We start from the raw sequence: 21,329 nt of genomic DNA, 5'->3' as shown, positions 1-21,329 counted from the left end.
GGTTCTACGATGGGCCGCATGTCCGAACACACGAAGTTCCATCAGCTGCTGCACGACCAGATCAGCAACGAGTTCTACGCCTCGCAGCAGTACATCGCGGTCGCCACCTATTTCGACAACCACGACATGCCCCAGCTGGCAAAGCTCTTCTACCGCCAGGCCGTCGAAGAGCGCAATCACGCGATGATGATCGTGCAGTACTTCCTCGACCGCGACATGGAGGTCGAGATCCCCGGCATCCCGGCACCGAACAACCGGTTCGAGGACTACCGTGCGCCCATCGATCTCGCTCTCGCACAGGAGAAGACGGTGACCCAGCAGGTCGTCGACCTGGCGAAGTCGGCCCGCGACACCGGCGACTACCTCGGCGAGCAGTTCGTGCAGTGGTTCCTCAAGGAACAGGTCGAGGAGGTCGCGACCATGACGACCCTGCAGACCATCGCCGAACGCTGCAACGGAAACCTCTTCGACCTGGAGAACTTCGTCGAACGAGAGTTCAACGGCGAGAAGACATCCGACGCCACCGCACCGGTCGCGGCCGGCGGGAACATCTGACGGAGTTCCATCCGCCCCAATCCGAAAGAGCCGCGAAACCCCCGCTCCAGATCCGAGAGAACGACATAACCCTCGCTCCCTGAGGTGCGAGGAGCGCAAGCGACGAGCCACGAAGGGCTGGCGACGGACGTCACCACGCCCCTTCGTGGCTCGCTTCGCTCGCACCTCAGGGAGCAGAAGAAGGCTCTCAGGGAGCAGAAACAGCGCGGTTACGGACCACGCCGGTCAGCGCAGCGTGACCTGGCGACCGCGAATGCCGTTGCGGGAGCTGCGTTGTTCGATCTTCAGCGGCGAGGTGTCGGCGAGCGCTTCGCCGAGGCGGCGATCGAGCTCGTTGAGACCGGCGTACCACTCTTCGTGGTGCATCTCGTTGTCGAGGTCGAAGACCGGGACGAGCAATCCGTGGGTGCGGAACGATCCGGCGAACCGGGAACCCTCACCCATCGTCAGATGACCGGCGGCGTGGAGCCGGGCCATCGCCGACATCAGGTCGTCCTCCGGCTCGGGTCGAATCCAGCGCAGGTGCGCACGTTCGCCCGCATCGACCCACCAGGGCGCACCGGCGCCGCTGTCGACCACGAGCCGCGCGGTCGGCAGCACCGAGTCGTTGGCGCGCTCGAACATGGCCGTGATCTCCGCCGGGACCTCGGTGCCCTCCACGAACCACCAGCCGAAGTCCTGGTGCACCGTGATGTCCAAGGCGGCGTCGGTCTTCACGACCTCGTCGAGGCTCGGGGCCTCGTCGGCAGCCTCGAGGTCGAACTCACTGCCGGCGTCGGCGTGAGCGGCCCACGCGATGGCCGCGGCGAGTTCGACGGTCAGCGCCGAGCGATCGGGGTCGGTCTGCAGACCCACGAAACCCTCTGTCGCACCGTCGAGGTCGCGCGCGAGAGCAGGTACCGCGCCCGGCAGGATCGTCACCATCGAGACGTCGTTGCGGGAACCGGCCGGCTCGGTGAGCTCCAACCGCGCAGTCGCCGAGGCGACGAAGGTCCGCAGCGCGACGAAATCGCATTCGGACGCGAACCCGGCGAAGGGCCGGGGCGGCGGCGCCAGAGCTGCGGCCTGGCGTGCCTTACGTGCTGCGACGCGCTCGGCGCGATTGCTTCCCGGACGTGGTCCACTACCCCGTTTGCTCTTCTTGCCCATCGGTCCACTCTCTCACGTCGGCCCGCGGCGCCCGACAGGTCGTGCGGGCGGCAGCTCAGTCGACGGTGACCAGCCAGTCGCGCACCTTCGCCGGGTGGTTGGTGGCCAGCCACCGCACACCGAGATCGGCACACAGCTGGACGTCGACCTGCTCGTCGACGGTCCAGCAGTAGGTGACCCGACCGGCGGCGGCGGCGCGATCGACCAGGTCCGGGTACTGCCGCAGGGTCATCACCGACGGTCCGATGCCGGTCGCCCCGACCGCGGTCGCGGCGCCCCCGCCCAGGACCCGGGCGGTGTCACCGAGCAGGATCGTCGGCAGCATCGGGGCGTGGCGCCGGATCCGCCAGACCCCGGCCGACGAGAACGAGATGACCACGGCGCGGCTGTGATCGGCCGACGGCGGCGTCGCCACCCCGAACTCGTGCAGCATCTCGAGGAGCTTCTGCTCGACGAGACTGCCGAACCGCACCGGATGCTTGGTCTCGATGAACAGGCGGACGGGTCGGCGCCAGTCCAGGGTCAGCGTGAGCAGCTCCCGCAGCGTCAGGATCGACGCGGGTCCACCAGCGGCATGCCAGCTCCCGAAGTCGAGCTCGCGCAGTTCGGCGAGCGTCATCTCGCTGACGATCCCCGAGCCGTCGGACGTCCGGTCGACGGTCCGGTCGTGCACGCACACGAGTTCGTGCTCGGCGGTCAACCGGACATCGCACTCGAGGCCGTCCGCGCCCTGTGCGAGAGCCAGCTCGTAGGCGGCCAGGGTGTGTTCCGGACAGTCGCCCGACGCCCCGCGGTGCGCCACCACCGCCGGCTTGCCCGATCGGGAGACCTTTTCGGCCGCGCCCACGTTCACCCCTGAGTTCATCCGACCGCCACCCACCGTCTCGTCGGGACCGGGGCCGCCGCGGCGGCGTCGAACAGTGTCCGCACCCGGCGTGCCATCCAGAAGGCGAAGGCAGCCGAGACCGCTGCGCTGACGATGACCATCACCATCGCGTTCGCCCCGGTCTGCAGCGAGTCCGAGCGCCACGCGACGAGCCGGGCGATGATCGCCGCCCCGGCCGCCACATTCACCACCACCCAGGCGACCCACAACTTGCGGAGTCGTCGGCCGACGAGGTCGGCATCGAGCGCGGGGTCCTGGCCGACCCGATGCACAGCGACCTCCTGCACCACCAGCGGCGCACCGATGAGGTTGACCAGCGGCAGGCCGGCGAGCGCGGCGACCCAACCGGGCCGGCGCGGGTCGACGAGACCGGCCGCGGCGTAGGTGTCCGCGCGCAACTCCAGGACCCAGCGCATGAAAGCCAGCGTCGCCAGGACGAATCCGAGGAATGCGACGACACCGACGAAGATGGTCAGCCAGTCGGACGCGACGATGAGGAATTCGGGCAGCGGACGGTCGCGGTTGACGACCAGCAGGAGGTAGCGCACGAGATGGACCAGTGCGGACGCGGCCAGCGCAGAGCCCGCCACGTTCAGGGCGAACTGCAGTCGGACACGCGAACTCTCGAGTTTCTGGTGCGCGGTGTCGACCTCCGCCGGTTCGTCGTGCAGACCCCAGGTGGGTATGTAGACGTACCGGGGAATCAGTCGGGGGCCACGTCGACCCGAGGGGCCGCGGCGGACAGGAATCGCCTCGGGTGGGCGGCGGGCCACCCACCGGACGTTGCGACTGCGGTAGAGACGTCCGGCGGACACCGGGGCCGGGCCGGAGCGAGACGGGACGTGCGGCGGGCGCACCGCGCCGGGCGCCGGCGATCGTGCCGGCGTCTGCCGGGCGGCCAGCGCCCGCGCGGCATCCTCGACGACGCTGAGCGGTCCGCCGCATCGGGGGCAGTGTTCACGGCCGGGACGGTGCGGTGCCTGGATTCGACACCGCGGGCACAGGTCGATCATCGGCCGGCGTCGCCCGCGGGTCGCGTATCACCGATCTCGACGGGCTTGCCGTGTTCCTGCCAGGCGAGCATGCCGCCGCGGACGTAGATCCCGTCGTATCCGACCTGGGCGAGGTACTGCAGCACGCGCATCGATCGGCCGCTGGAGTGGCAGACCACGTACAGATCGTGATCGGGGTCGAGTTCGGCAAGGCGGCCGGGCACCTCGGCCAGCGGGATGTGCACGGCGCCCCGGATGTGACCGGACGCCCATTCGTCGTCCTCACGGACGTCGAGCATCACCGCGTCGGTCTGCCCGGTGAAGTCATCCGGAAGGTCGGTCACCGGCACCTGAGTGATGTCGCCCATGCTCACGTTTTCCATGGTGGCACAGAGACGGCCGGGCGCGGCGGCAGCTCGACCGGACACACTGCCCGCGCGCCCCGCCGTCATCACCGAGACGGGTGTGGAGCAAGGCGCTATGTAGACCTACATAAATTTATCCACATGTACGTCCTGGACATTTGTCCCTCGTTCGCGCACTGACCGTCTACTTGGGGATGAGACTGTGGAATTGTGGAAAAACGCTGGCCACCGGCCCGCGACTTGTGACCGCGATCACTCGTTTAGCCGAATGTGCGCGTAGGAAATTCACGAAAGTGCACACGCCGGAACGTCGTGAACTCTTCCTTCGATGAACAGCACCTGTGGATAACGTGGGGACAATTTACAAGCAAAACCATGTGAACGGGCTGTGATCGGGCCTTTCAGTCCCGGTGGAGCAGCGACAGCCGCAACGACGGGGCGCGGTCGAATGCCGCCAGAACGCCGGTCGTCACGCTCTCCGCAAATCCGGCAACCGATGTCTGGCTTCCCACGAGTCTCATGAGCAGCGGCTTCGGCGTCTCCACGACGGTGATCTCCGCGTCGGGGTACCGCTCGGCGACGACCGAGCGCATCACGCCGATCCCGTCGACGACCCCGAGTTCCGCGGCGCGGTGACCGATCCACACGTCGCCGTTGAAGAGTTCCGCGTCGGAAGCGGTCAGCTTTTTACCGCGGCGCTGCCGGACCCACGCGATGAACGCCTCGTGCAGCTGGCCCTGCAATTCCTTCAGCCATTCGACGTCCTCGGGCTGTTCGGGCGAGAAGGTGTCGAGTCGCGCCTTGTTCTCACCGGTCGTGTACAGCCTGCGCTGTACACCGAAGCGGTCGAGCACGGCCGAGAAACCGAAGCCCGACGACACGACCCCGATCGAGCCGACGATGGAGGTGTGGGCGGCGAAGATCTCATCAGCCGCGCAGGCGATCCAGTAGCCACCGGAGGCCGCGACGTCCTCACAGAACGCGAGGACCGGCACGCCCTTCTCCGCCGACAGCTGGCGGATGCGTTCGGCGATGTACTCCGACTGCGCAGGCGAGCCACCGGGCGAGTTGATGACGACCACGACGGCCCGCAACCGCTCCGTGGCGAACGCCTTCTTCAGAACCGGCTCGACGGACTCGGTGTTGACGCCGTGCTTGCCCATCCCCGCGATCCCGATCGGGCCGTCGAGACGGACGACGGCGACCTGCTCGGTCCGCGCCTTCGAGAATTTCTTCCCCACCGCCCCCAGCGGTCCTGCAGTCATCTGTCCGAGTGTAACGACGGCGACCCGCCTGCTGTTTTCCCACGCGCCGCGACAGTCCGCGACGTGGGACGCACCGTAGAATCTGCCGGGTGCAGGTGCGGTGGCTCAGCGCATTCCTCGACTTCCCCGCCGAGGTGTTCGGCAGCGAGGTGACCTTCTGGCGCGCGATCTCGGGCAGCACGGTCTCCCCGCCGCGGGGTGAGCACCGCGAGTTCGCCTCGCTGGAGCCCTTCTACGGCGACCCGCATCTGCGAGTCCAGCGCATCGACGACGGACCGGGCGGAGTGCACCTCGACATCCACACCGACGACCCGCACGCCGCCACCGCCGAGGCACAGGCACTCGGTGCGACCCTCGTCGTCGACGCCGGCACCCACCTCACCCTCCGGTCACCCGCCGGTTTCGTGTTCTGCATCGTGCCGTGGGAAGGCGAATCGAAACGGTCGCGGCCCATCCGTTGGCCCGGCGACGCCATCAGCATCATCGACCAGCTGTGCATCGACATCCCCGCCGGCATGTTCGACGCCGAGGTCGACTTCTGGACCGGGTTCACCGGCTGGCCGACGAAGCCCCGGGGTCGGCCCGAGCTGGTCGCGCTTCGCCGCGACCCCGCGGTGACCCTCGGAATCCTGTTGCAGCGCAAACAGGATGAGTCACCGGACGGCGATGTGGCGACCGCACACCTCGACATCGCCACGAATTCCGTCCCCGACGAGGTCGCACGACACGAGGACTGGGGCGCCCGCGCGATCGAGCACTTCCCGCACTGGACGACGATGGCGGATCCAGCCGGTCGCCGCTACTGCATCACCTCGCGGAACCCGCGCACTGGCGATTGAGTCGCGGGCTCCTTCGATCCGGTGCGCAGACGTAGTGTGTCGTTGCGCTCGGCGCCACGATGTGCGACATCTGCCGGGCCCCGTCGCTCCGAGCTTCAGGTATCGACCAGGAATTCACGGAGCCGATCGACCTCGGTGTCGACCTCGCGCCGTTCGGCGGCGGTCACCGGACGCAGATACTCGACCGCCGAAACGTCCTCGGCGTCGAGAGACCATGTCCCCGCGAGGAATCCGTCGAGGAACACGAATCCGGGCGACCGGCCATTGGGAGTCACGGTGCGCCGGTACATCTCCGGGTCGGCGACCCGGATTCGGTCGGCCTGGGCGCCGATCACGTGGTCGAAGGGGGCGATCAGCCGGGCCGGCGCCGGCGCATCCGGGTCGGCGAGGGCGAGACCGTCGAGGTCGTAGAGAACCTCGCCGTTCGGGCCGTCGAGGCGGACGAGCTCCCAGTCCGCCTCCAGCTTTTCGACGAGGGGTCGCAACCGGGTGAGCCCGGACCACGTCTGGATGGCCTTCACGGTGGCCGGGCCGAACCCGCGCAGATACATCCGGACGAGATCGGCACGGGCTTCGTCGTCGACGACGGCCGGCTCGCCCGGGCCGGCCCACTCGTCGAACAGGCGGTAGGTCGGAGCGCCCCGCCCGCGCCACAAACCACGCGGGGGGACCTGGACCAGTGGCAGCCCGGACCGTGCGATGGCGGTCAGGGTCGACGCATCTTCCGCCGGATGGCGGGCAACCAGTTCGCTCCCGAGGTCGGCGACGGCGAGTTCGCGACCCGCGAGAATCTCGGCGGCGGACCGCACGACTTGCGTCGGGTCGGCGTCCACCAGTCGCTGGGCGTGGATGTCGGTGAGTCCACGCCGCAGCGTGGGCTCGGCGAGTGGACGAATCCAGCGTGCGTCCTCGGCGTCGATCAGGAAGATCGTCGCGCGCAGCAGCGTCATGCGCACGACCTCGCGGTCGGTCAATAGATCGTCCAGCTCGAGGGGATCGAAATCCGCGATCCGCGACCACAATCCGAAGAACGCCGCCCGCGGGTCCTGGGACTGCAGTCCGACGCAGCGGTCCAGGACCTCGATGGCGTCCTCCGCGACGCGGGTGAGCAGGTGCTGGCGCTGCAGCAGGGTGCGATTCCACTGCCGCAGCGAGATCCGTTCGGTCACCGCGTGTCTCGTCGGGTCTGCGACCGATGGGTACGACCGCGCACCGCGACGTCAGGCGGGGTAGGCGACACCGGTCGCGGCATGGCAGCGGTATCCATGCGGGTTCTTCGCCAGATACTGCTGGTGGTAGTCCTCGGCGTAGTAGAACCGTCCGTCGCCCGCCTGCGCCAGCGGTTTGATCTCGGTGGCGATCGCACCCTGGCCCGCAGCGTCGAGTGCGGTCTGGAAGGTTGCGGCGGTGCTGCGGACGACGTCAAGGTCCGCGTCGGTCAGGGCGTACACGGCTGACCGGTACTGGGTGCCGATGTCGTTGCCCTGACGCATCTCCTGCGTCGGGTCATGCGACTCCCAGAAGACCTTCAGCAGGCCTTCGAGATCGACGACGGCCGGATCGAAGACCACCAGCGCCGACTCGGTGTGACCGGTCCGCGCGGTGCAGGTCTCCTCGTAGGTCGGATTCGGCGTGTAACCGCCCGCGTATCCGACGGCGGTCGTGTACACACCGGGGACCTGCCAGAAGATCTCCTCGATCCCCCAGAAGCAGCCACCGGCCAGGACGATCGCGTCGAGGCCGTCGACGAAGCGTCCGATGCCGTGTACGTGGGAGCCGTCGGAATCGGCCCGACCGCGCATGGGCGTTCCGAGAACGAGGTGCTCGCCCGGGACCGTGATCTCGGACGAGCGGCCGGGCAGTGCAGCGTCGGCGGCGACGAGATCCTGTTTGCGTGAACCGGCGGCGAAGAGCTGGTCGAGCCATGACATGCGCCAAGTCTACGCGCGGTGGGATACGGCCCGGCGACGACGAGTTGAGCTGACCGTTCGAGTCTGTTTATGATGGCGGTCACATCCGTGGCACTGTGATACCGATCACTCGTACGCCATCGCGGCCCGTCCGCCGGCAGGGATGTGCAGCCGTTCCAGGGACGAGAGGCGACGATGGCGACGCACGCGACCGGAGATCTCCGACGCGCCCCCGGGCTCGGTCGGACCGCTCCACGCGCCAACTACGACGTCGCGAGGAGTTGCCGCACAAGCGCCCTGACCATTCTCGCGCTCATCGCGGTCTTCATCCTGCTCGTCCTCATCTGAACCCAGCCGCCTCGATGCGGCCTGGTCAACTCAGCCGACGCACTCTCGCGTCGATGACATCTCAACCGCACTTGATGTTTCTTGGCGCGGGATTGTTGCAATCACCCATGCTCTGGGGAAGGCTGGAAGCATTCGCGTGGCGCCCGGCCGAGTCGTCGGGGCCATGCGTGGACAGGGAAACGAGTAGCACCTCAGAGAGGAACATCGTGGCTGAATACACCTTGCCGGATCTCGATTACGACTACGCGGCACTGGAACCGCACATCTCCGGCAGGATCATGGAGCTCCATCACAGCAAGCACCACGCCACCTACGTCAAGGGCGCGAACGACACCCTGGAGAAGCTGGCCGCGGCCCGCGACGACGACAGCATCGCCGGCAAGGTCTACGGACTCTCCGCCACCCTGTCGTTCCACCTGGGCGGTCACACCAACCACTCCATCTTCTGGAAGAACCTGTCGCCCAACGGCGGTGGCGAGCCCGACGGCGACCTCGCGGCCGCCCTCACCGAACAGTTCGGTGGTTTCGACAAGTTCAAGGCCCACTTCACCGCCGCCGCCACCACCCTGCAGGGTTCGGGCTGGGCGATCCTGGGTTACGACACCATCGGCGGCAAGCTCGTCATCCTGCAGCTGACCGACCAGAGCGGCAACATCCCCGCCGCCATCATCCCGGTCGTCATGCTGGACATGTGGGAGCACGCCTTCTACCTCGACTACCAGAACGTCAAGCCCGACTACGTCAAGGCGTGGTGGAACGTCGTGAACTGGGCCGACGCCAACGAGCGTCTCGCCCGCGCGAAGAGCCAGGGAAGCGGCCTGGTCGTCCCGGCCTGATCCCGGTTCGCCGAACCTCAACAGCGCCGGTCACCTTCGGGTGACCGGCGCCGTTTGTTTGCGCGACGCGAAGCGACCCCCATTGCCCCCTGAGGAGCGCTCGGAGCCGAACCCTTGCTCACTGAGCCGAGGAGCGCCCGAAGCTGAACCCTTGCTCCCTGAGCTGAGGAGCGCCCGAAGCTGAACGCTTGCTCCCTGAGGTGCGAGCGAAGCGAGCCACGAAGGGCCCAGTGACGTGCCTCGCCAGCCCTTCGTGGCTCGTCGCTATCGCTCCTCACTCCTCAGGGAGCGGGGCGCGTGAACGAGGGACGCTGACGCCCACTCCCGATCACAGGACGAGCGTGACCGTGATGGCGACCGCGCAGGCCAGGCCGATGACGATGAGCGCCACCACATCTGCGCGCCCGGGGCCGGCCTGATGGGCGGTCAGGCGGCCGGTGCCGCCCCGGGCGGTGATCGCCTCGGACATCTCGGCGCTGCGTCGGAGCGCCGACGACATCGCCGCGGTGATCAGATCCATGATCCCCATCTCCGCCGACGGATGGTCGCTGCGGCCCTTGGCCGTCGGCCGGAGGCGATGCGCCGCACGCAGCATGCGCAACTCCTCGATGAGCAGCGGAAGACCCCTGAGGCACAACGCGATCGCGACCGCCCACTCATCGACGGGCAGCCGGAGCCACCGCAGCGGGCGCATCAGCCGCGCCAGCGCCGGCGCCACGTCGGCCATGGGAGTGGTCCAGATGACGAGGATCGAACTGGCGACGAGGACGAGTGCCAGGGTGATCGCGCGCAGGAAGACCAGGGCGCCGGGGATGCCGGCGAACGACACGTTGAACGCGACGCCGATGCCGATCAGACCCCAGAACCACCACGGCGGACGAGGTATGGCGCCCAACGGGATTCCCGCGACGAGGGCGGTGATCACCACCACCGCGGCGACCATGCCCAGCGCCGGCCACGACGGCAGCACCCAGGTCATGATCCCGAGGATCAGCACGATCACGAGTTTGGTCCCCGCCCACAGCCGGTGCACGAACGAGTCGCCGGGCACCTGCCGCAGCGGGACGGTACGCATCGTCATCGGGTTCCTCCGTCCCAGCCGGGAGCCTGGTCGATCATCTGCTGCGAATCGGGCAGGAGACGCCCGTCGACCAGTCGGACCCGCCGGGTGCACACCGACTCCAACGACTCGAAGTCGTGCGAGATGATCACGATGGTCATCCCGTCGGCGCGGAGCCGGGCCAGCAGTGCGACGATCTCCTCGCGTGCCGGCGGATCGAGACCGGCCAGCGGCTCGTCCAGGACCAGCAGGTCGGGATGGCGCGCGATGAGACCGGCCAGCACGACGCGCCGCATCTGTCCGCCCGACAGCGCGTCGACCTTGGTGACCGCCATCCGGCGCGGCAACCCGACGAGTTCGAGGACCCGGGCGACCTCGGCGGTGCCCACCTTCTCACCACCGGCCGCCATGATCTCGTCGGCGACGGTGACCTTCTGCAGTTGCAGACGCGCGTGCTGGAATCCGAGTCCGACCGCGCCGACCCGCTCCGTCATCGGTGTTCCGGCGTCGAAACCCGCTCCGGGAGTGATCTTCTCGTGGATGTCCAGCAGACGGCAGGTACCGGTCCCGGGCGGGAGCAGGCCGGCCATGATCCACGCGAGAGTCGTCTTGCCCGATCCGTTGCCGCCGACGACGAGGAGTCCCTCGCCGCGGTAGACCGTCAGCGAGATGTCCTGCAGGGCAACGACCTCCCACGGTGAGCCCGGCAGGTGCGCGTAACCCACCTGGTCGAGCACGAGGAGCGGCCCGCCGATCCGCGAGGTCGGTGCGGGCGGGGGCGACGGGCGCGGGTTCGGCGCGCCCAGGTCGGCGTCGGGACCCGGCATCCAGTCGGGCGCGTGCGGCACGAGGCGTCCCCCGGCCAGGTGGATCACCCGATCGGCCGCCGCCGCCTCGCTGCCGCGGTGCGTCACCAGGACGACGGCGATCCCCCGGCGCGCCGGCAGGCCCGCCAGCAGCGCCAGCAATTGTCCCCGGCCTTCCGGGTCGACCATGGACGTCACCTCGTCGGCGATGAGGAGCTGCGGATCACGGGCGAGCGCCGCGGCGATCGCGAGCCGCTGCTGCTGACCGCCGGACAGGTCCGTGGTCTCCCGGTCACCGAGTCCGGCGAGACCGACCTCGTCGAGCAGTGCTTCGACGTCGACGTCGACGCCGGGCGGCAGACCCCAGACGACGTCGTCGGCAACGCGGGAACCCAGCATCTGTATCTCTGGACGCTGCAGGACGAGCGCGGTCCCGCCGTGCGCGCCCAGACCGGGCAGGCCCGGCCGGTGGACCACACCGGTGGACGGGTCACGCCCGGCCAGGATCTTCGCCAGCGTCGACTTCCCGGAACCGTTGGCGCCGACGACGGCGACGAACTCACCGGGATCGATCCGCAGGTCGATGTCGTGCAGCACCGGGCGCGCCTCCGGTGCGTAGGCGAATCCGACATGTTCGAAGACCACCGGAAGCGGCGCGATGCCCGGATCGTGGGCCGCGGTGACCACCGCGGCCGGGGCGAACCCCGACGGGACGGCATCGAGCGTGTCCTCGCTCGGCACGTCCCGCAGCCTGCTGATCACGGAACCGAGGATCCACCACGCGACGAGCAGCGAGATCGCGGTGCCGAGGGTTCCCGACACCCAGACCCACACCCACCAGTCGTCGTCGATGCTCCGGCTCATGGCGTCGAGCCCATCGGCGACGCCGCCGGTCGGGCCCCATCCGTGCAGCCACTTCGCGACGCCGTGGATGGAGTTGGTCATCGCCTCGATCGTCAGCTCACGCAGCGGCACCAGGATCAGGAGGATCAGCACGGAGATCCCACCGAGCACCGGCGAGGCGACCAGCGTGGCGACCCCGAGCACACCGATCCCCCGGCCCCGGCGCTTGATGTCGCCGACCAGGCCGCCGACCAGCGCGGATCCGAGGACGGTTGCCATCGCGCCGGTGCCCGCCATCGCGAACGCGACCGCGGTGGTGGCGACCGTGGCGGTGACCAGGGCCCGCGGCCGCGTACGCGCCGCGATGAGTGCGAGCGGCACCGGGGCGAGCAGTCCGGCGGCCTGGGCCAGTGGGATGACCGACGCGATGACCACCGCCGCGACGGTCAGTCCGCCGAAGATCGCGACGGACGCGAACTCCATGGGTCGCAGCGGGGGCGAGTTCTTCACCGGTCCAGTGTGCCTGGTGTCGTCGCCCCCACCGGCGGGGACAGTGCTCCGCGACCACCGCTGTCGTTCGTTCGCATGTTAAAGATCCATCACAACACGGTGTTTCGAGTTGTCGACGCCTCGCCACCGGTGGAAGGTCTTCTCACCAGGGTCGGCCGTCGGTCCCCAGTCCGTGGATCACCCGAGGTCGTGCCCGGGTCGGAGGAGGACATGATGCAATCGATTCCGATCGGCCTCACACCGTTCCAGCACGAGGGCACGCTGAACGGCATTCTCATCTCGGGCCGCTGGCCGGAGTCGACGCTCGAGTGGACGCAGACGCTGGTGGCCTCGGTCCGGATCGCCTGCCGGCCGGGTTTCCTGCCCACGACGACGATCTTCGGCGTGGTCGAGCAGCGTCCGGAGCAGGGTGAGGCGGACACCGTCGGGATGATGGTCGCGATCGGCAATGTCGTCGACGACAGCTTCGTCGAGGCGGGCCGCTTCCTGAACAATCCGCCGGCGCTGGTCATGCTGCATCCCCCGTCGCAGACGCGCCCGTCCCTGCCCGAGTGTTCCCAGGTCGCCTCCGGGTGCGTGCTGCTGCCCGGACTCCCCGAACTCGGGCTCGAACACCGGGCGGGATGGGCCGAGGCGGAGGCCGACGGCACGGTGGTCAACCTCCGCAATCAGGTGGGTATCGACCCCAACGCCGACCCCGACACCGCGGTGCTGGCCATGCTTCTCGCAGCGTAGGGCGGGGCGGCCGCTCGAAGGCCGTACGACGGGTCACCGACCGCGTGGATACGGGTCCCCGAACATCTGATTTTGATGTCCCTACCTGCGGAAATACGGGTCTTCGACGAGTTGCGTCCGCGAGTTAGCGCTGACTAACCTGGCGTCCGTGATTGCCGCCCTGCTCCTCAGCTTCGGCGTGATCTTCGTGGCCGAACTCGGTGACAAGTCACAGCTGATGGCGATGACCTACGCCCTGCGCTATCGCTGGTGGGTCGTCCTCCTCGCGATCACTGTGGCCACAACCGCAGTGCACGCGGTCTCGGTGTTCTTCGGCCACTTCCTCGGTCTGTCGATACCCACCACGCTCCTGACGATCCTCGCCGGCCTGGCGATGCTTGTCTTCGGCCTCTGGACGCTGCGCGGAGACCGGCTCGACGACGAGGAGTCCAACCGGGCGACCCGCGTCGGCGCCTCGGTGTTCTTCGCCGTCATGTCGGCGTTCTTCCTCGCCGAACTGGGCGACAAGACCATGCTCGCGACCATCACGCTGGCCACCGACAACGACTGGCTCGGGGTCTGGATCGGGTCCACGCTCGGCATGGTCGCCGCCGACGCTCTCGCCATCGGCGTGGGTGTGCTCCTCGGCCGCCACCTCCCCGAGCGCGTCATCGCGATCGGCGCGGCAGTTCTCTTCTTCGCGTTCGCGGCCTGGCTCATCACCGACGGTCTGATCGGTGCGTCGGTGCCCGTGATCGCCGGCACGCTCAGTGCAGTCGTGATCATCACCGGGATCGGCATCGTGCTGATCCGCCGGGAGAACCGCCTCCGTTCCGACGAGGGCGTCCGAGCGCTCGTTCGGTAATTCAGGGGGTCTTTCGCGGTTGGTGCGAGCCGTCTGACTATCGTGAAACCGCAGCACGAGCCGGAGCGGCGTCGCCGACGACGGCGGCGCGGCCGGCAGGAGAACGGGTCGGGTACCGCGAAAGGATCACCTCACACATGGACGTTTCAGGCGCTTCCGTACTGGTCACCGGCGGGGCCTCCGGCCTCGGTGCGGCCACCGCACGGCGTTTCGCCGCAGCCGGCGCCCAGGTCTTCGGCCTCGACCTGCAGGCCTCGATCGACAAGGCCGCGCCCACCGACGGAGTCACGCTGGTCGCGGCCGACGTCACCGACGAGACCCAGGTCCAGGCCGTCATCGACACCATCGCCGAGTCCGGGACACCGCTGCGCGTCGCGGTCAACTGCGCCGGCGTCGGCTGGGCCGCACGGATACTCGGCAAGAAGGGACCGCACGAGCTCGACCTCTTCCGCAAGGTCATCGACATCAACCTGGTCGGCACCTTCAACGTCATGCGACTGGCCGCCAACCGCATGCAGGAAGAGTCCACCATCGACGGCGACGGTCAGCGCGGCGTCATCATCAACACCGCATCGGTGGCCGCGTTCGAAGGCCAGATCGGTCAGATCGCCTACGCGGCGTCGAAGGGTGGTGTGCACGCGATGACCATCTCGGCGGCTCGCGACCTCGCACGCGTCGGCGTGCGCGTGTGCACCATCGCCCCCGGCACCATCAGCACGCCGATGCTGGCTGGTGTCACCCCCGAGTTCCAGAAGACCCTCGCCGAGGGCATCCCGTTTCCGCAACGTCTCGGCGAGCCCGACGAGTACGCGCAATTGGCGGAATTCATCGTCGCGCACAACTACCTCAACGGAGAGACCATCCGCATGGACGGCGCGATCCGGATGGCGCCGCGCTAGTCCGACCGACTCGTTGGATTCACCTGAGGCGACTTCGCCTGTTCGAGGGCCGGCCGGCGCGTCACCGGTCGGCCGGCTCCTCGACCAACTGCACGGCGTCGAGCGCCCGGGCCAGTCTGATCAACGGCACGGCATCAGCTTCGAGACCCTCGCCATCGGCCGGCGCCAGGTCTCGGACGGCACCGCCGTCACCCTCTCGCGGATCGTGTCCGGCCACGGCGGCCCGCAACAGCCTCGCCTGCACCTCGGGTTCGGCATACCCGAACACCGCCGGGACCCGAGGACTCAACTGCGTCAACGCGTCTCGGGTCTCGACGACGCGCCGATGCAATCGGGTGGTCGGTGTCAGCCGGCCGGCATCCGGTAGCACCACTTCGGGGACCGCGTCGGTCACCAGTCGCCACAGGGGCACGAGTTCGGCGTCGAGGCGTCGACGACGCCGGTTGGCCGCGACCGACTGAACCCGCGCGTAGACCATCGGATAGCTGATCCCCATCAGGAACGTGACGACGCCGACGATGGCGACGGCCCGATTCGTCGTCAGGAGCCACGGCGACCGAACGACGTTCGTCGCGGACACGATCACGAACACGATCTGACAGACCGCGCCGACCGCGAGACACGTCAGACCCGTCATCAGAAGGCCAAGGGACACACGGAGATAGCCGTCCGCCGTCGCATAGAACTTGCGGACGCTGTTGACGCAGGCGACGAAGCCGTAGGCGAGGTAGCCGCTGGCGATCAGCATGAACAGCGCGAAACCCCAGTTCTGGACGGTCCATTCGTCGATGGTCGCGGTCCGGATCTCGACCGGGATGACCAGCATGGTCACCTGCAGCCCGACGAGTGCCACGACGAGGGGCAACGCCTCCCATCCGGCCCGGCGTTCGCGCGTGACCTTGCCGGGGAAGAAGAACACCACCACGAGCGCCGCGACCCCGATCGCGAGGAGCGCGTAGAACGCCACCCTCGACAGGCCGGTGAAACCGACCTCGTTGAGCACGTCGGCGACCGAGTCGTCGACGACGACGAATGCGAGGGTCAGCGCCGCCACGGCGATCATCATCGCCAGCGGCTGCAACCCCCATCCCGCACGGCGGATCTGATCGAGGCGCCAACAGAACGCGAGGGCGAAGACGACCGCGGCGACGGCGTTGACCGCGCCGATCCCGACGTCCACCCCGGAGGCCAGCAGATTGACCGTCGGGCCCCCGCCCGCGACAGTGATCACGCCCAACAGGGACTCACATTCTTCCCGGTGCCGCAACCGACCGGCGTGTCACAGCCATCCGCGATGACCCCCCAACAGTTTCTGGAGTCCACGCAGTTCGCCGTGCGACGCGGTGCTCCCGACGCCGGTGCCGGCGTCCTCGGCCCAGCCGAGAATCAACGAGGCGAGCATCTCGGCTTCCCACTCGGCGTCGTCGGAGTAGCACGTGCGCCGGAGCGCGGCTGCCGACTCGTCCTGCGTCAGGGCGGCGATCCCCGCCGCCGAGGCCTCACCGAGGATCTGATGGCCGGCGATCAGATGGCCGAACTCGTGGACGACGATCTGGTTGCGGTGCAAGCGTGAGGTGTGGGCCTGGTGGAAGAAGTAGTCCGCGTCGGTCGCGGCCAGCCAGATGCCGTTGGGAACCCCCGCGGGCAAGGCATGCTCGATCAAGCGGATGGGCCGACCGCGACGGTCACCGTACCGTTCGCAGAGTTGAGCCACGTCGAGGGGCAGATCGAGATCGAGCCCCTTCAGCTCGGCGCGGCACAATGCGCGCAATGCGCGCTCGGATCGACGCATGAGCTCATCGAATCACGAGCGCGCACCACGCCGGAATCCACCCGCAGCGATCGACTTCGCTGGCCTGTCCGGGCCGACACCCCTCGGTCCGGAACGAATGGCTCCGCGAACGCCTCACCGGCGGTCAGTCGTCGCTGTGGTCTCCGACGACGCGAAGCCGCGAATCGGCCGACGGCTTGGTGTCGCTCAGACCGGCCGCGATCACGTCCGGCGGATCCTTGGGCAGACCCTGCTGCTCGCGCAGCACCTTGATCAGCTCGTTCACCACCGTGACCGAATCACTCGACAACCCGGCCAGGCGGAAGGCCGCCAGCTGGACGTTCGTGTCGGCCTGCAACCGCATCAGATCGATCTCGTCGCGGGTACGCTGCGCGGCCCGATCCTCGAGAAAGTAGTGCACGTCGACCCCGAAAGCGGCCGCGATGCCCTCCACCGTGCGGAACGAGGGAGACTTGGCCTTCCCCGATCGCAGTTGGCTCAGATACGACTCGCCGAGTCGGAACCCCCGCTCGGTCGATCGCGCCGCGATCGCCTTCGCGCTGTACGCCCTACCGTTCGGACCAGGAACCGTCCGGAACAGTTCCTCGAGCCGCCGGGCGAACAGCCCGGGGTCAAGAGCATCCGCGTCCGTCGTCCTCGAACGATCGGAGTCGGTGCGTCCGGTGTCGCCCATAGGCTTCTCCGCCCCTCCTGAAGTCATGACAATCTTCTCCGAAACGCAAAATTTGAATTTGCAAGCATTAAAGCCCGCTGTACACGGCCGTTGCAACGATCGGTACGATCAGAAAGTACCGGACCGCCGCGCTCTGCGCGTATCACCTGTAAAGATGGTGTAACGATCGATAGTGTGGCGTTCTTCACATTCATGGGGGTCATGGGTTGCCGACGCGGATCCGTCAGATGAACATTCGGGTTCGGCCCGCGGTGCGCGTCGATCCGCCGCATGGTGTCAGCGACGATGTTTCACCCCCTCGACTGTACGCCTGACGAACGATGAGCCACCGTCTCCCGACCCCCCGCGGCGCCCGTGCCAAGCCGCGTGGTCTCGCCGTCCTTCTGATCGCTCTCGCCGCGATTCTCTTCACCGTCGTCGCGCCCGGGGTGGCCTCGACAGCCCCACCCGGCCCCGATGCGCCAGGCGCGGACTGGGCCGGTGACGCCCACTCCGACTCCGACTCCGACTCCGACTCCGACAGCGATCCCGATGACACGGACGAGGTCGACGACACCGACACCGACACACCCGCGGGCTCGGCAACCGATGACCCCGAGACGACCGAACCCGAAACCACGGACCCCGAGACCACGGACGAGTCCTCCGCACCGTCCCATCCCACGGGCTGCGGTTGTGGATCGTCGCCCATGCCAGGGACGTCGGACACGACGAGCGAGACCACGACCACGACCTGTACCGGCGATCCGGATCCGTCGACGTCCGGGCGCGAAACCACGTCCGGGCGCGATGGCGACGGTGACGACCCGTCCCGCGGCATCCGCCGGGAGGAGGACGCTCCCTCGGCGTCCGATGGCGATGTGAGCGAGTCCGACCTGGCCGGGGTCCCCGCGAACACCGGTCCGGCCGTCACCGACGTACCGACGGTCGCCCCGCCTGGTGGAGGTGGTTCGACCGGGCCGACTCCGGACTCCGGCTCCGGCAGCGGGCCGGACACCGATCGTCGTTCTCCACAGCCCGACACCGGCGTCGAAGCCGACGGCACCGACACCTCGCAGACGGTTGCGGGTGCCGCGGGTCCGCCGGTCGATCCGCCGCAGGCCTCGACCGGTGTGCCGGAGGACTCGACGTTGACGTCGGTGCGGAAGTTCGTCCTCGGCGTGGCGCCGGGAGCACTGTTGCTGCTCGGCGCCGTCGCCCTGCTCGGCAGCGGGTCGTTCCTCGACTCGTTGCGCTCGATGCGTCCCTGAGACGCGGCGGCGAGACGTTCGACCCAACGGTTCGGCTGAGGTCGTCAGCTCGCCCGGAACCGGTCGAGCAGATCCCGCTCGTGCGGCACCTGCGCGGCCGCGCCGTCGGTCATCCACTCGCGCAACACTTTTGTGGCACGGACATCGTCTTCGTTGTATTCGAGAAGTCGCCGGCGCTGCCCGTCGTCGGGGCGCCCGCCCCCGAGCGCGACAGCCGCCCGGTACCACTCCATCGACGCCTCGCCGCTCGCGTCGTCGTCGCGCCACGAGAACCCCGCGACCGGCGCCACTCGTTTCAAGCCCTTGCCCCGCGGGCAGATGAAGTTCTCGCCGACCGCCTCGTAGATGTCCACCCATTCCGACGATGCGATGAAGGCCTGGACCTCGGCGCGCGCCGGGATGCCCGGCTCGCCGGCGAAGCGGTCGGCCGACCCCAGCAGCCATCGGTTCTCCGCCTGCTGGGAGTAGCAGTAGGCCGCGAACGTCTTCCCGGCCTCGCGGGCGGCGGCGCGTTCGGCCATGAGCCATCCCCAGAACTCGGCGAACGACCGCGCTTCGTCGCGCGTGGGCAGCGGGTCCCAGGTGACGAACGGGCGGTACTCGACGGGCGCGGACGAGTCGGTGGTGTCGGTGCGCAGTGTCCCCCACAGATACGCCCCGTGCTCGCCGTAGCTCTCCATGTCGACGTCGATCTCGATGTCGGCGCGGTGGACCCGCGGCGAGTCGACGCGCCGGACGAGCTCGGTGCCGGTGAGCCAGGCGATCGCGTTGATGATCGCGTCGCCGAACCGGACGCCTCCCGGCCAGCCCTCCGGTGGGGCCCCGCGCTGTGCGGCCAGTTCGTCGATCGTCGTGATCCCGGCATCAATCAGGACCGAACCCTGGTTGCCGCTCGCCACGAGACTGACGTCGCGCTTCTCCTCGAGCTCCGGTCCGCAGCGCACCCACCACGGGCACGAACGGCATTCGCTGATCCGGCGGGGCTCGGTGGGGACCTGCCCACCCGCGACCGCGAGCCGATGCTCGAGGATCGCCGAGTAGTCCTCGAGCATCGCCCCGGTGTCCAGGACGACGATGCAGTCCGCGTCCACGCCGATCACGCCGCCGCGCAACTCTGTCGTGTCGGTCGACGACGCCCTGCCGATCTCCACGAGCATGGCGGTGAGATGAGCCAGCCGGAGGTTGTCCCGTCGGTTCGGCCGGCCGGTCCGATACGGGTCGGGGCTCGGTGCCCACATCCAGAACGGACTGGTCACCAGGCTGGGCGCGCGCCCGTCCGGTTCCGGCGTCGATTTCGCCGGCTGGCTGACCCGGTGGTTGACGACGATGACGGGTGTGTAACCGTCCCCGACCCGCACCAGCAGTTCGGAATGGCCACGGCGCCCGTGCTCCCGGTCGGTCGGCAGGGTCGCGTTCCAGATCCACGACGCCCCGGCGTCGCAGGCACGCAGCGTGGCCGCGACGCGCTCAGCGGTGCTCGCATCGGCGTCGACGACCACGAACGCGCCCGGCTGATCGCTGTGTACCCCCCGGAGCAGCTCGCGGATCGCCGCCCGATGGTCGGCCGCGGCCTCCTTGCGGCGCTGCACGCCAGGCGGATCGGGTTCGTCGGCGGGACGTCTGTCGTGCGCGAAATCGAGGGCGACCCGGTGCTCGCAACCGGCGAGGTCGCGCGGCGACAACACGACAGGGACCACGCCATCCCTTTCCGGGCTCGAACGGACGGACACGTGGTCGGATACAACCACATGTCATGCTTGTACTTGTTATCACGCGCGCCTGACGTCGGGAGCGAAGCGAGCGGGGCCACGAAGTGCGGCGCCGGACGCGATCGAGCGAGCCGGTCGACACCGGCGCCGGGAGCGGAACGAGAGCAGGCCGGGGGTCCACTGCGGTCTTCTCGGCAGCAGCGAAAGGGCATTCGATGGGATTGTTCTCCTCCGACGGTACGACTCGTGCTCAGCGCAAGGCAGAGGCCAAGGCTCTCAAGGCGAAAGCCAAGCTGGAGGCCAAGTTCGACGCCAAGTCGCGGCGCAAGGAACAAAAGGCCCGGCGCAAGAACGAGCACAAGTACTTCCAGAAGGAGATGAAGGCCGAGCGCAAGACCGCCAAGCAGCTCGCCAAGTCCCAGACGAAGGTGAGCAAGGCCGAGGCGAAGAAGTTCGCCGTCGAGGCGCAGGCCGCGGCCGACGCGAAGGCTCTCAGCCCGGCCAGCGTGAAGCGCTACCTCACCGTCGCCCGGCTCGTGGCACCGATCGCCGCACCCGTCGTCTACCGGGCCGCGGTCGCCGGACGCGAACAGCTCTCCACACTGCAGGCGAACCGCGCGGGGGTCTCACCGGAGGTGTTGCGCCAGTTCAGCGGTCACGGAGCGACCCTGTCCGCGCGGATCGCGACCACCCGTACGGCACTGGAGAAGGTCGTCGCGCAGGACACCAGCTCCGACTCCACGGATTTCGTCGCGGCGATGACCAAGCGCCTCGACAATCTGGACGTCGCGGTGCAGACCGCCGAGACGATGTCGGCCGGTCAGCGCCGCACCGCCCACAAGTCCATCGCCGACGAACTCGAAGCCGTCGACGCCGACATCCTCGCACGGCTCGGGGTCCGTTCCTGACCCACGGTCCGAGCCGGGTCCTCGCCGCGCCGGTGGGCGGCGGCCGCTTGGGTGAGATCGGCGAGCGATCAGCGGTACGTGTGGAAACAGGCTGCGGGATCCGGTCGCCGGTGCCCGGTTCCGGGGCACACCATTAGGATGGGTGCGAACGTGTC

The 21,329-nt window shown here is 68.6% G+C and carries 22 protein-coding genes; 9 read left to right on the top strand and 13 right to left on the bottom strand.

Features of this window, described 5'->3' with window-relative positions:
• Positions 1-18 precede the first annotated feature (18 nt).
• The gene (locus FFS52_RS12275; RefSeq protein ID WP_058253734.1) at positions 19-555 is read left to right on the top strand and encodes a ferritin; all 537 of its coding nucleotides are present in this window, start codon (positions 19-21) and stop codon (positions 553-555) included.
• A 225-nt stretch (positions 556-780) separates the two neighbouring features.
• Here the strand turns inward: FFS52_RS12275 and FFS52_RS12270 are convergent, their stop codons facing one another.
• The 5 genes from FFS52_RS12270 to FFS52_RS12250 form a co-directional block, all read right to left on the bottom strand.
• Positions 781-1,704: a DUF5926 family protein gene (locus FFS52_RS12270; protein ID WP_137809860.1), complete on the bottom strand. Its 924-nt coding sequence runs from the start codon at positions 1,702-1,704 to the stop codon at positions 781-783.
• A gap of 55 nt (positions 1,705-1,759) precedes the next feature.
• Positions 1,760-2,569 (bottom strand): glycerophosphodiester phosphodiesterase family protein, encoded by an 810-nt coding sequence (locus FFS52_RS12265; RefSeq protein WP_137809859.1) that lies wholly within the window; start codon positions 2,567-2,569, stop codon positions 1,760-1,762.
• Complete coding sequence (locus tag FFS52_RS12260) at positions 2,566-3,603, bottom strand: DUF4328 domain-containing protein (protein WP_137809858.1); 1,038 nt, start codon at positions 3,601-3,603, stop codon at positions 2,566-2,568. The genes FFS52_RS12265 and FFS52_RS12260 overlap by 4 nt, the downstream gene beginning before the upstream one ends.
• Positions 3,600-3,950: a rhodanese-like domain-containing protein gene (locus FFS52_RS12255; RefSeq protein ID WP_137809857.1), complete on the bottom strand. Its 351-nt coding sequence runs from the start codon at positions 3,948-3,950 to the stop codon at positions 3,600-3,602. Before FFS52_RS12255 ends, FFS52_RS12260 begins: the two co-directional genes overlap by 4 nt.
• A 398-nt stretch (positions 3,951-4,348) precedes the next feature.
• Entirely contained in the window at positions 4,349-5,212 is an 864-nt protein-coding gene (locus tag FFS52_RS12250; protein WP_137809856.1) for a S49 family peptidase, read from the bottom strand.
• A gap of 89 nt (positions 5,213-5,301) precedes the next feature.
• Here FFS52_RS12250 and FFS52_RS12245 point away from each other — a divergent pair, with 89 nt between their 5' ends.
• On the top strand, positions 5,302-6,051 hold the full coding sequence (locus FFS52_RS12245) for a VOC family protein (RefSeq protein ID WP_137809855.1): 750 nt from the start codon (positions 5,302-5,304) through the stop codon (positions 6,049-6,051).
• A gap of 95 nt (positions 6,052-6,146) precedes the next feature.
• On the opposite strand, the gene FFS52_RS12240 is transcribed toward FFS52_RS12245, so the two are convergent.
• Both FFS52_RS12240 and msrA read right to left on the bottom strand, forming a co-directional pair.
• Complete coding sequence (locus FFS52_RS12240; protein WP_137809854.1) at positions 6,147-7,220, bottom strand: winged helix DNA-binding domain-containing protein; 1,074 nt, start codon at positions 7,218-7,220, stop codon at positions 6,147-6,149.
• A gap of 51 nt (positions 7,221-7,271) precedes the next feature.
• Positions 7,272-7,982, bottom strand: coding sequence for a peptide-methionine (S)-S-oxide reductase MsrA (msrA, locus tag FFS52_RS12235; RefSeq protein WP_137809853.1), 711 nt, complete (start codon positions 7,980-7,982; stop codon positions 7,272-7,274).
• A 174-nt stretch (positions 7,983-8,156) separates the two neighbouring features.
• Here msrA and FFS52_RS23690 point away from each other — a divergent pair, with 174 nt between their 5' ends.
• On the top strand, positions 8,157-8,309 hold the full coding sequence (locus tag FFS52_RS23690; protein ID WP_165629232.1) for a hypothetical protein: 153 nt from the start codon (positions 8,157-8,159) through the stop codon (positions 8,307-8,309).
• Between the two features lie 206 nt (positions 8,310-8,515).
• Entirely contained in the window at positions 8,516-9,145 is a 630-nt protein-coding gene (locus FFS52_RS12230) for a superoxide dismutase (RefSeq protein WP_004021423.1), read from the top strand.
• Positions 9,146-9,473: 328 nt separating this feature from the next.
• Here the strand turns inward: FFS52_RS12230 and FFS52_RS12225 are convergent, their stop codons facing one another.
• Together FFS52_RS12225 and FFS52_RS12220 are read right to left on the bottom strand one after the other, a co-directional pair.
• On the bottom strand, positions 9,474-10,226 hold the full coding sequence (locus FFS52_RS12225; protein ID WP_065631284.1) for an energy-coupling factor transporter transmembrane protein EcfT: 753 nt from the start codon (positions 10,224-10,226) through the stop codon (positions 9,474-9,476).
• A complete protein-coding gene (locus tag FFS52_RS12220; protein ID WP_212743640.1) occupies positions 10,223-12,364 on the bottom strand; it encodes a DUF2232 domain-containing protein in 2,142 nt (713 codons plus the stop codon). Before FFS52_RS12220 ends, FFS52_RS12225 begins: the two co-directional genes overlap by 4 nt.
• 213 nt (positions 12,365-12,577) lie before the next feature.
• Between FFS52_RS12220 and FFS52_RS12215 the strand changes: the two genes are divergently transcribed.
• From FFS52_RS12215 to FFS52_RS12205, 3 genes are all read left to right on the top strand, one after another.
• On the top strand, positions 12,578-13,099 hold the full coding sequence (locus tag FFS52_RS12215) for a hypothetical protein (RefSeq protein WP_058253731.1): 522 nt from the start codon (positions 12,578-12,580) through the stop codon (positions 13,097-13,099).
• A gap of 148 nt (positions 13,100-13,247) precedes the next feature.
• Complete coding sequence (locus tag FFS52_RS12210) at positions 13,248-13,943, top strand: TMEM165/GDT1 family protein (RefSeq protein WP_137809852.1); 696 nt, start codon at positions 13,248-13,250, stop codon at positions 13,941-13,943.
• 137 nt (positions 13,944-14,080) lie between these two features.
• Entirely contained in the window at positions 14,081-14,842 is a 762-nt protein-coding gene (locus tag FFS52_RS12205) for an SDR family NAD(P)-dependent oxidoreductase (protein WP_137809851.1), read from the top strand.
• A gap of 61 nt (positions 14,843-14,903) precedes the next feature.
• Here the strand turns inward: FFS52_RS12205 and FFS52_RS12200 are convergent, their stop codons facing one another.
• The 3 genes from FFS52_RS12200 to FFS52_RS12190 all read right to left on the bottom strand — a co-directional run bounded on the left by FFS52_RS12200 (position 14,904) and on the right by FFS52_RS12190 (position 17,334).
• Positions 14,904-16,079, bottom strand: a complete 1,176-nt coding sequence (locus tag FFS52_RS12200; protein WP_137809850.1) for an MAB_1171c family putative transporter — start codon at positions 16,077-16,079, stop codon at positions 14,904-14,906.
• A gap of 42 nt (positions 16,080-16,121) precedes the next feature.
• Positions 16,122-16,634, bottom strand: coding sequence for a hypothetical protein (locus FFS52_RS12195; RefSeq protein WP_058253708.1), 513 nt, complete (start codon positions 16,632-16,634; stop codon positions 16,122-16,124).
• A gap of 124 nt (positions 16,635-16,758) precedes the next feature.
• Positions 16,759-17,334, bottom strand: a complete 576-nt coding sequence (locus tag FFS52_RS12190; protein ID WP_058253707.1) for a helix-turn-helix transcriptional regulator — start codon at positions 17,332-17,334, stop codon at positions 16,759-16,761.
• Between the two features lie 293 nt (positions 17,335-17,627).
• Between FFS52_RS12190 and FFS52_RS23685 the strand changes: the two genes are divergently transcribed.
• Positions 17,628-18,557 (top strand): hypothetical protein, encoded by a 930-nt coding sequence (locus tag FFS52_RS23685; protein WP_171011619.1) that lies wholly within the window; start codon positions 17,628-17,630, stop codon positions 18,555-18,557.
• A 44-nt stretch (positions 18,558-18,601) separates the two neighbouring features.
• On the opposite strand, the gene FFS52_RS12175 is transcribed toward FFS52_RS23685, so the two are convergent.
• Entirely contained in the window at positions 18,602-20,254 is a 1,653-nt protein-coding gene (locus FFS52_RS12175; protein ID WP_058253705.1) for a TM0106 family RecB-like putative nuclease, read from the bottom strand.
• A 227-nt stretch (positions 20,255-20,481) separates the two neighbouring features.
• On the opposite strand from FFS52_RS12175, the gene FFS52_RS12170 reads away from it, so the two are divergent.
• A complete protein-coding gene (locus FFS52_RS12170) occupies positions 20,482-21,174 on the top strand; it encodes a DUF6474 family protein (RefSeq protein ID WP_065631292.1) in 693 nt (230 codons plus the stop codon).
• Positions 21,175-21,329 lie beyond the last annotated feature (155 nt).

It is taken from the genome of Gordonia sp. ALPHA1B1 (genome assembly GCF_005502615.1).
In the GTDB taxonomy this organism is placed as follows: domain Bacteria; phylum Actinomycetota; class Actinomycetes; order Mycobacteriales; family Mycobacteriaceae; genus Gordonia; species Gordonia hongkongensis.
The sequence above is the reverse complement of the archived record's forward strand: the minus strand, read 5'-3'. Positions and strand labels throughout refer to the sequence as shown.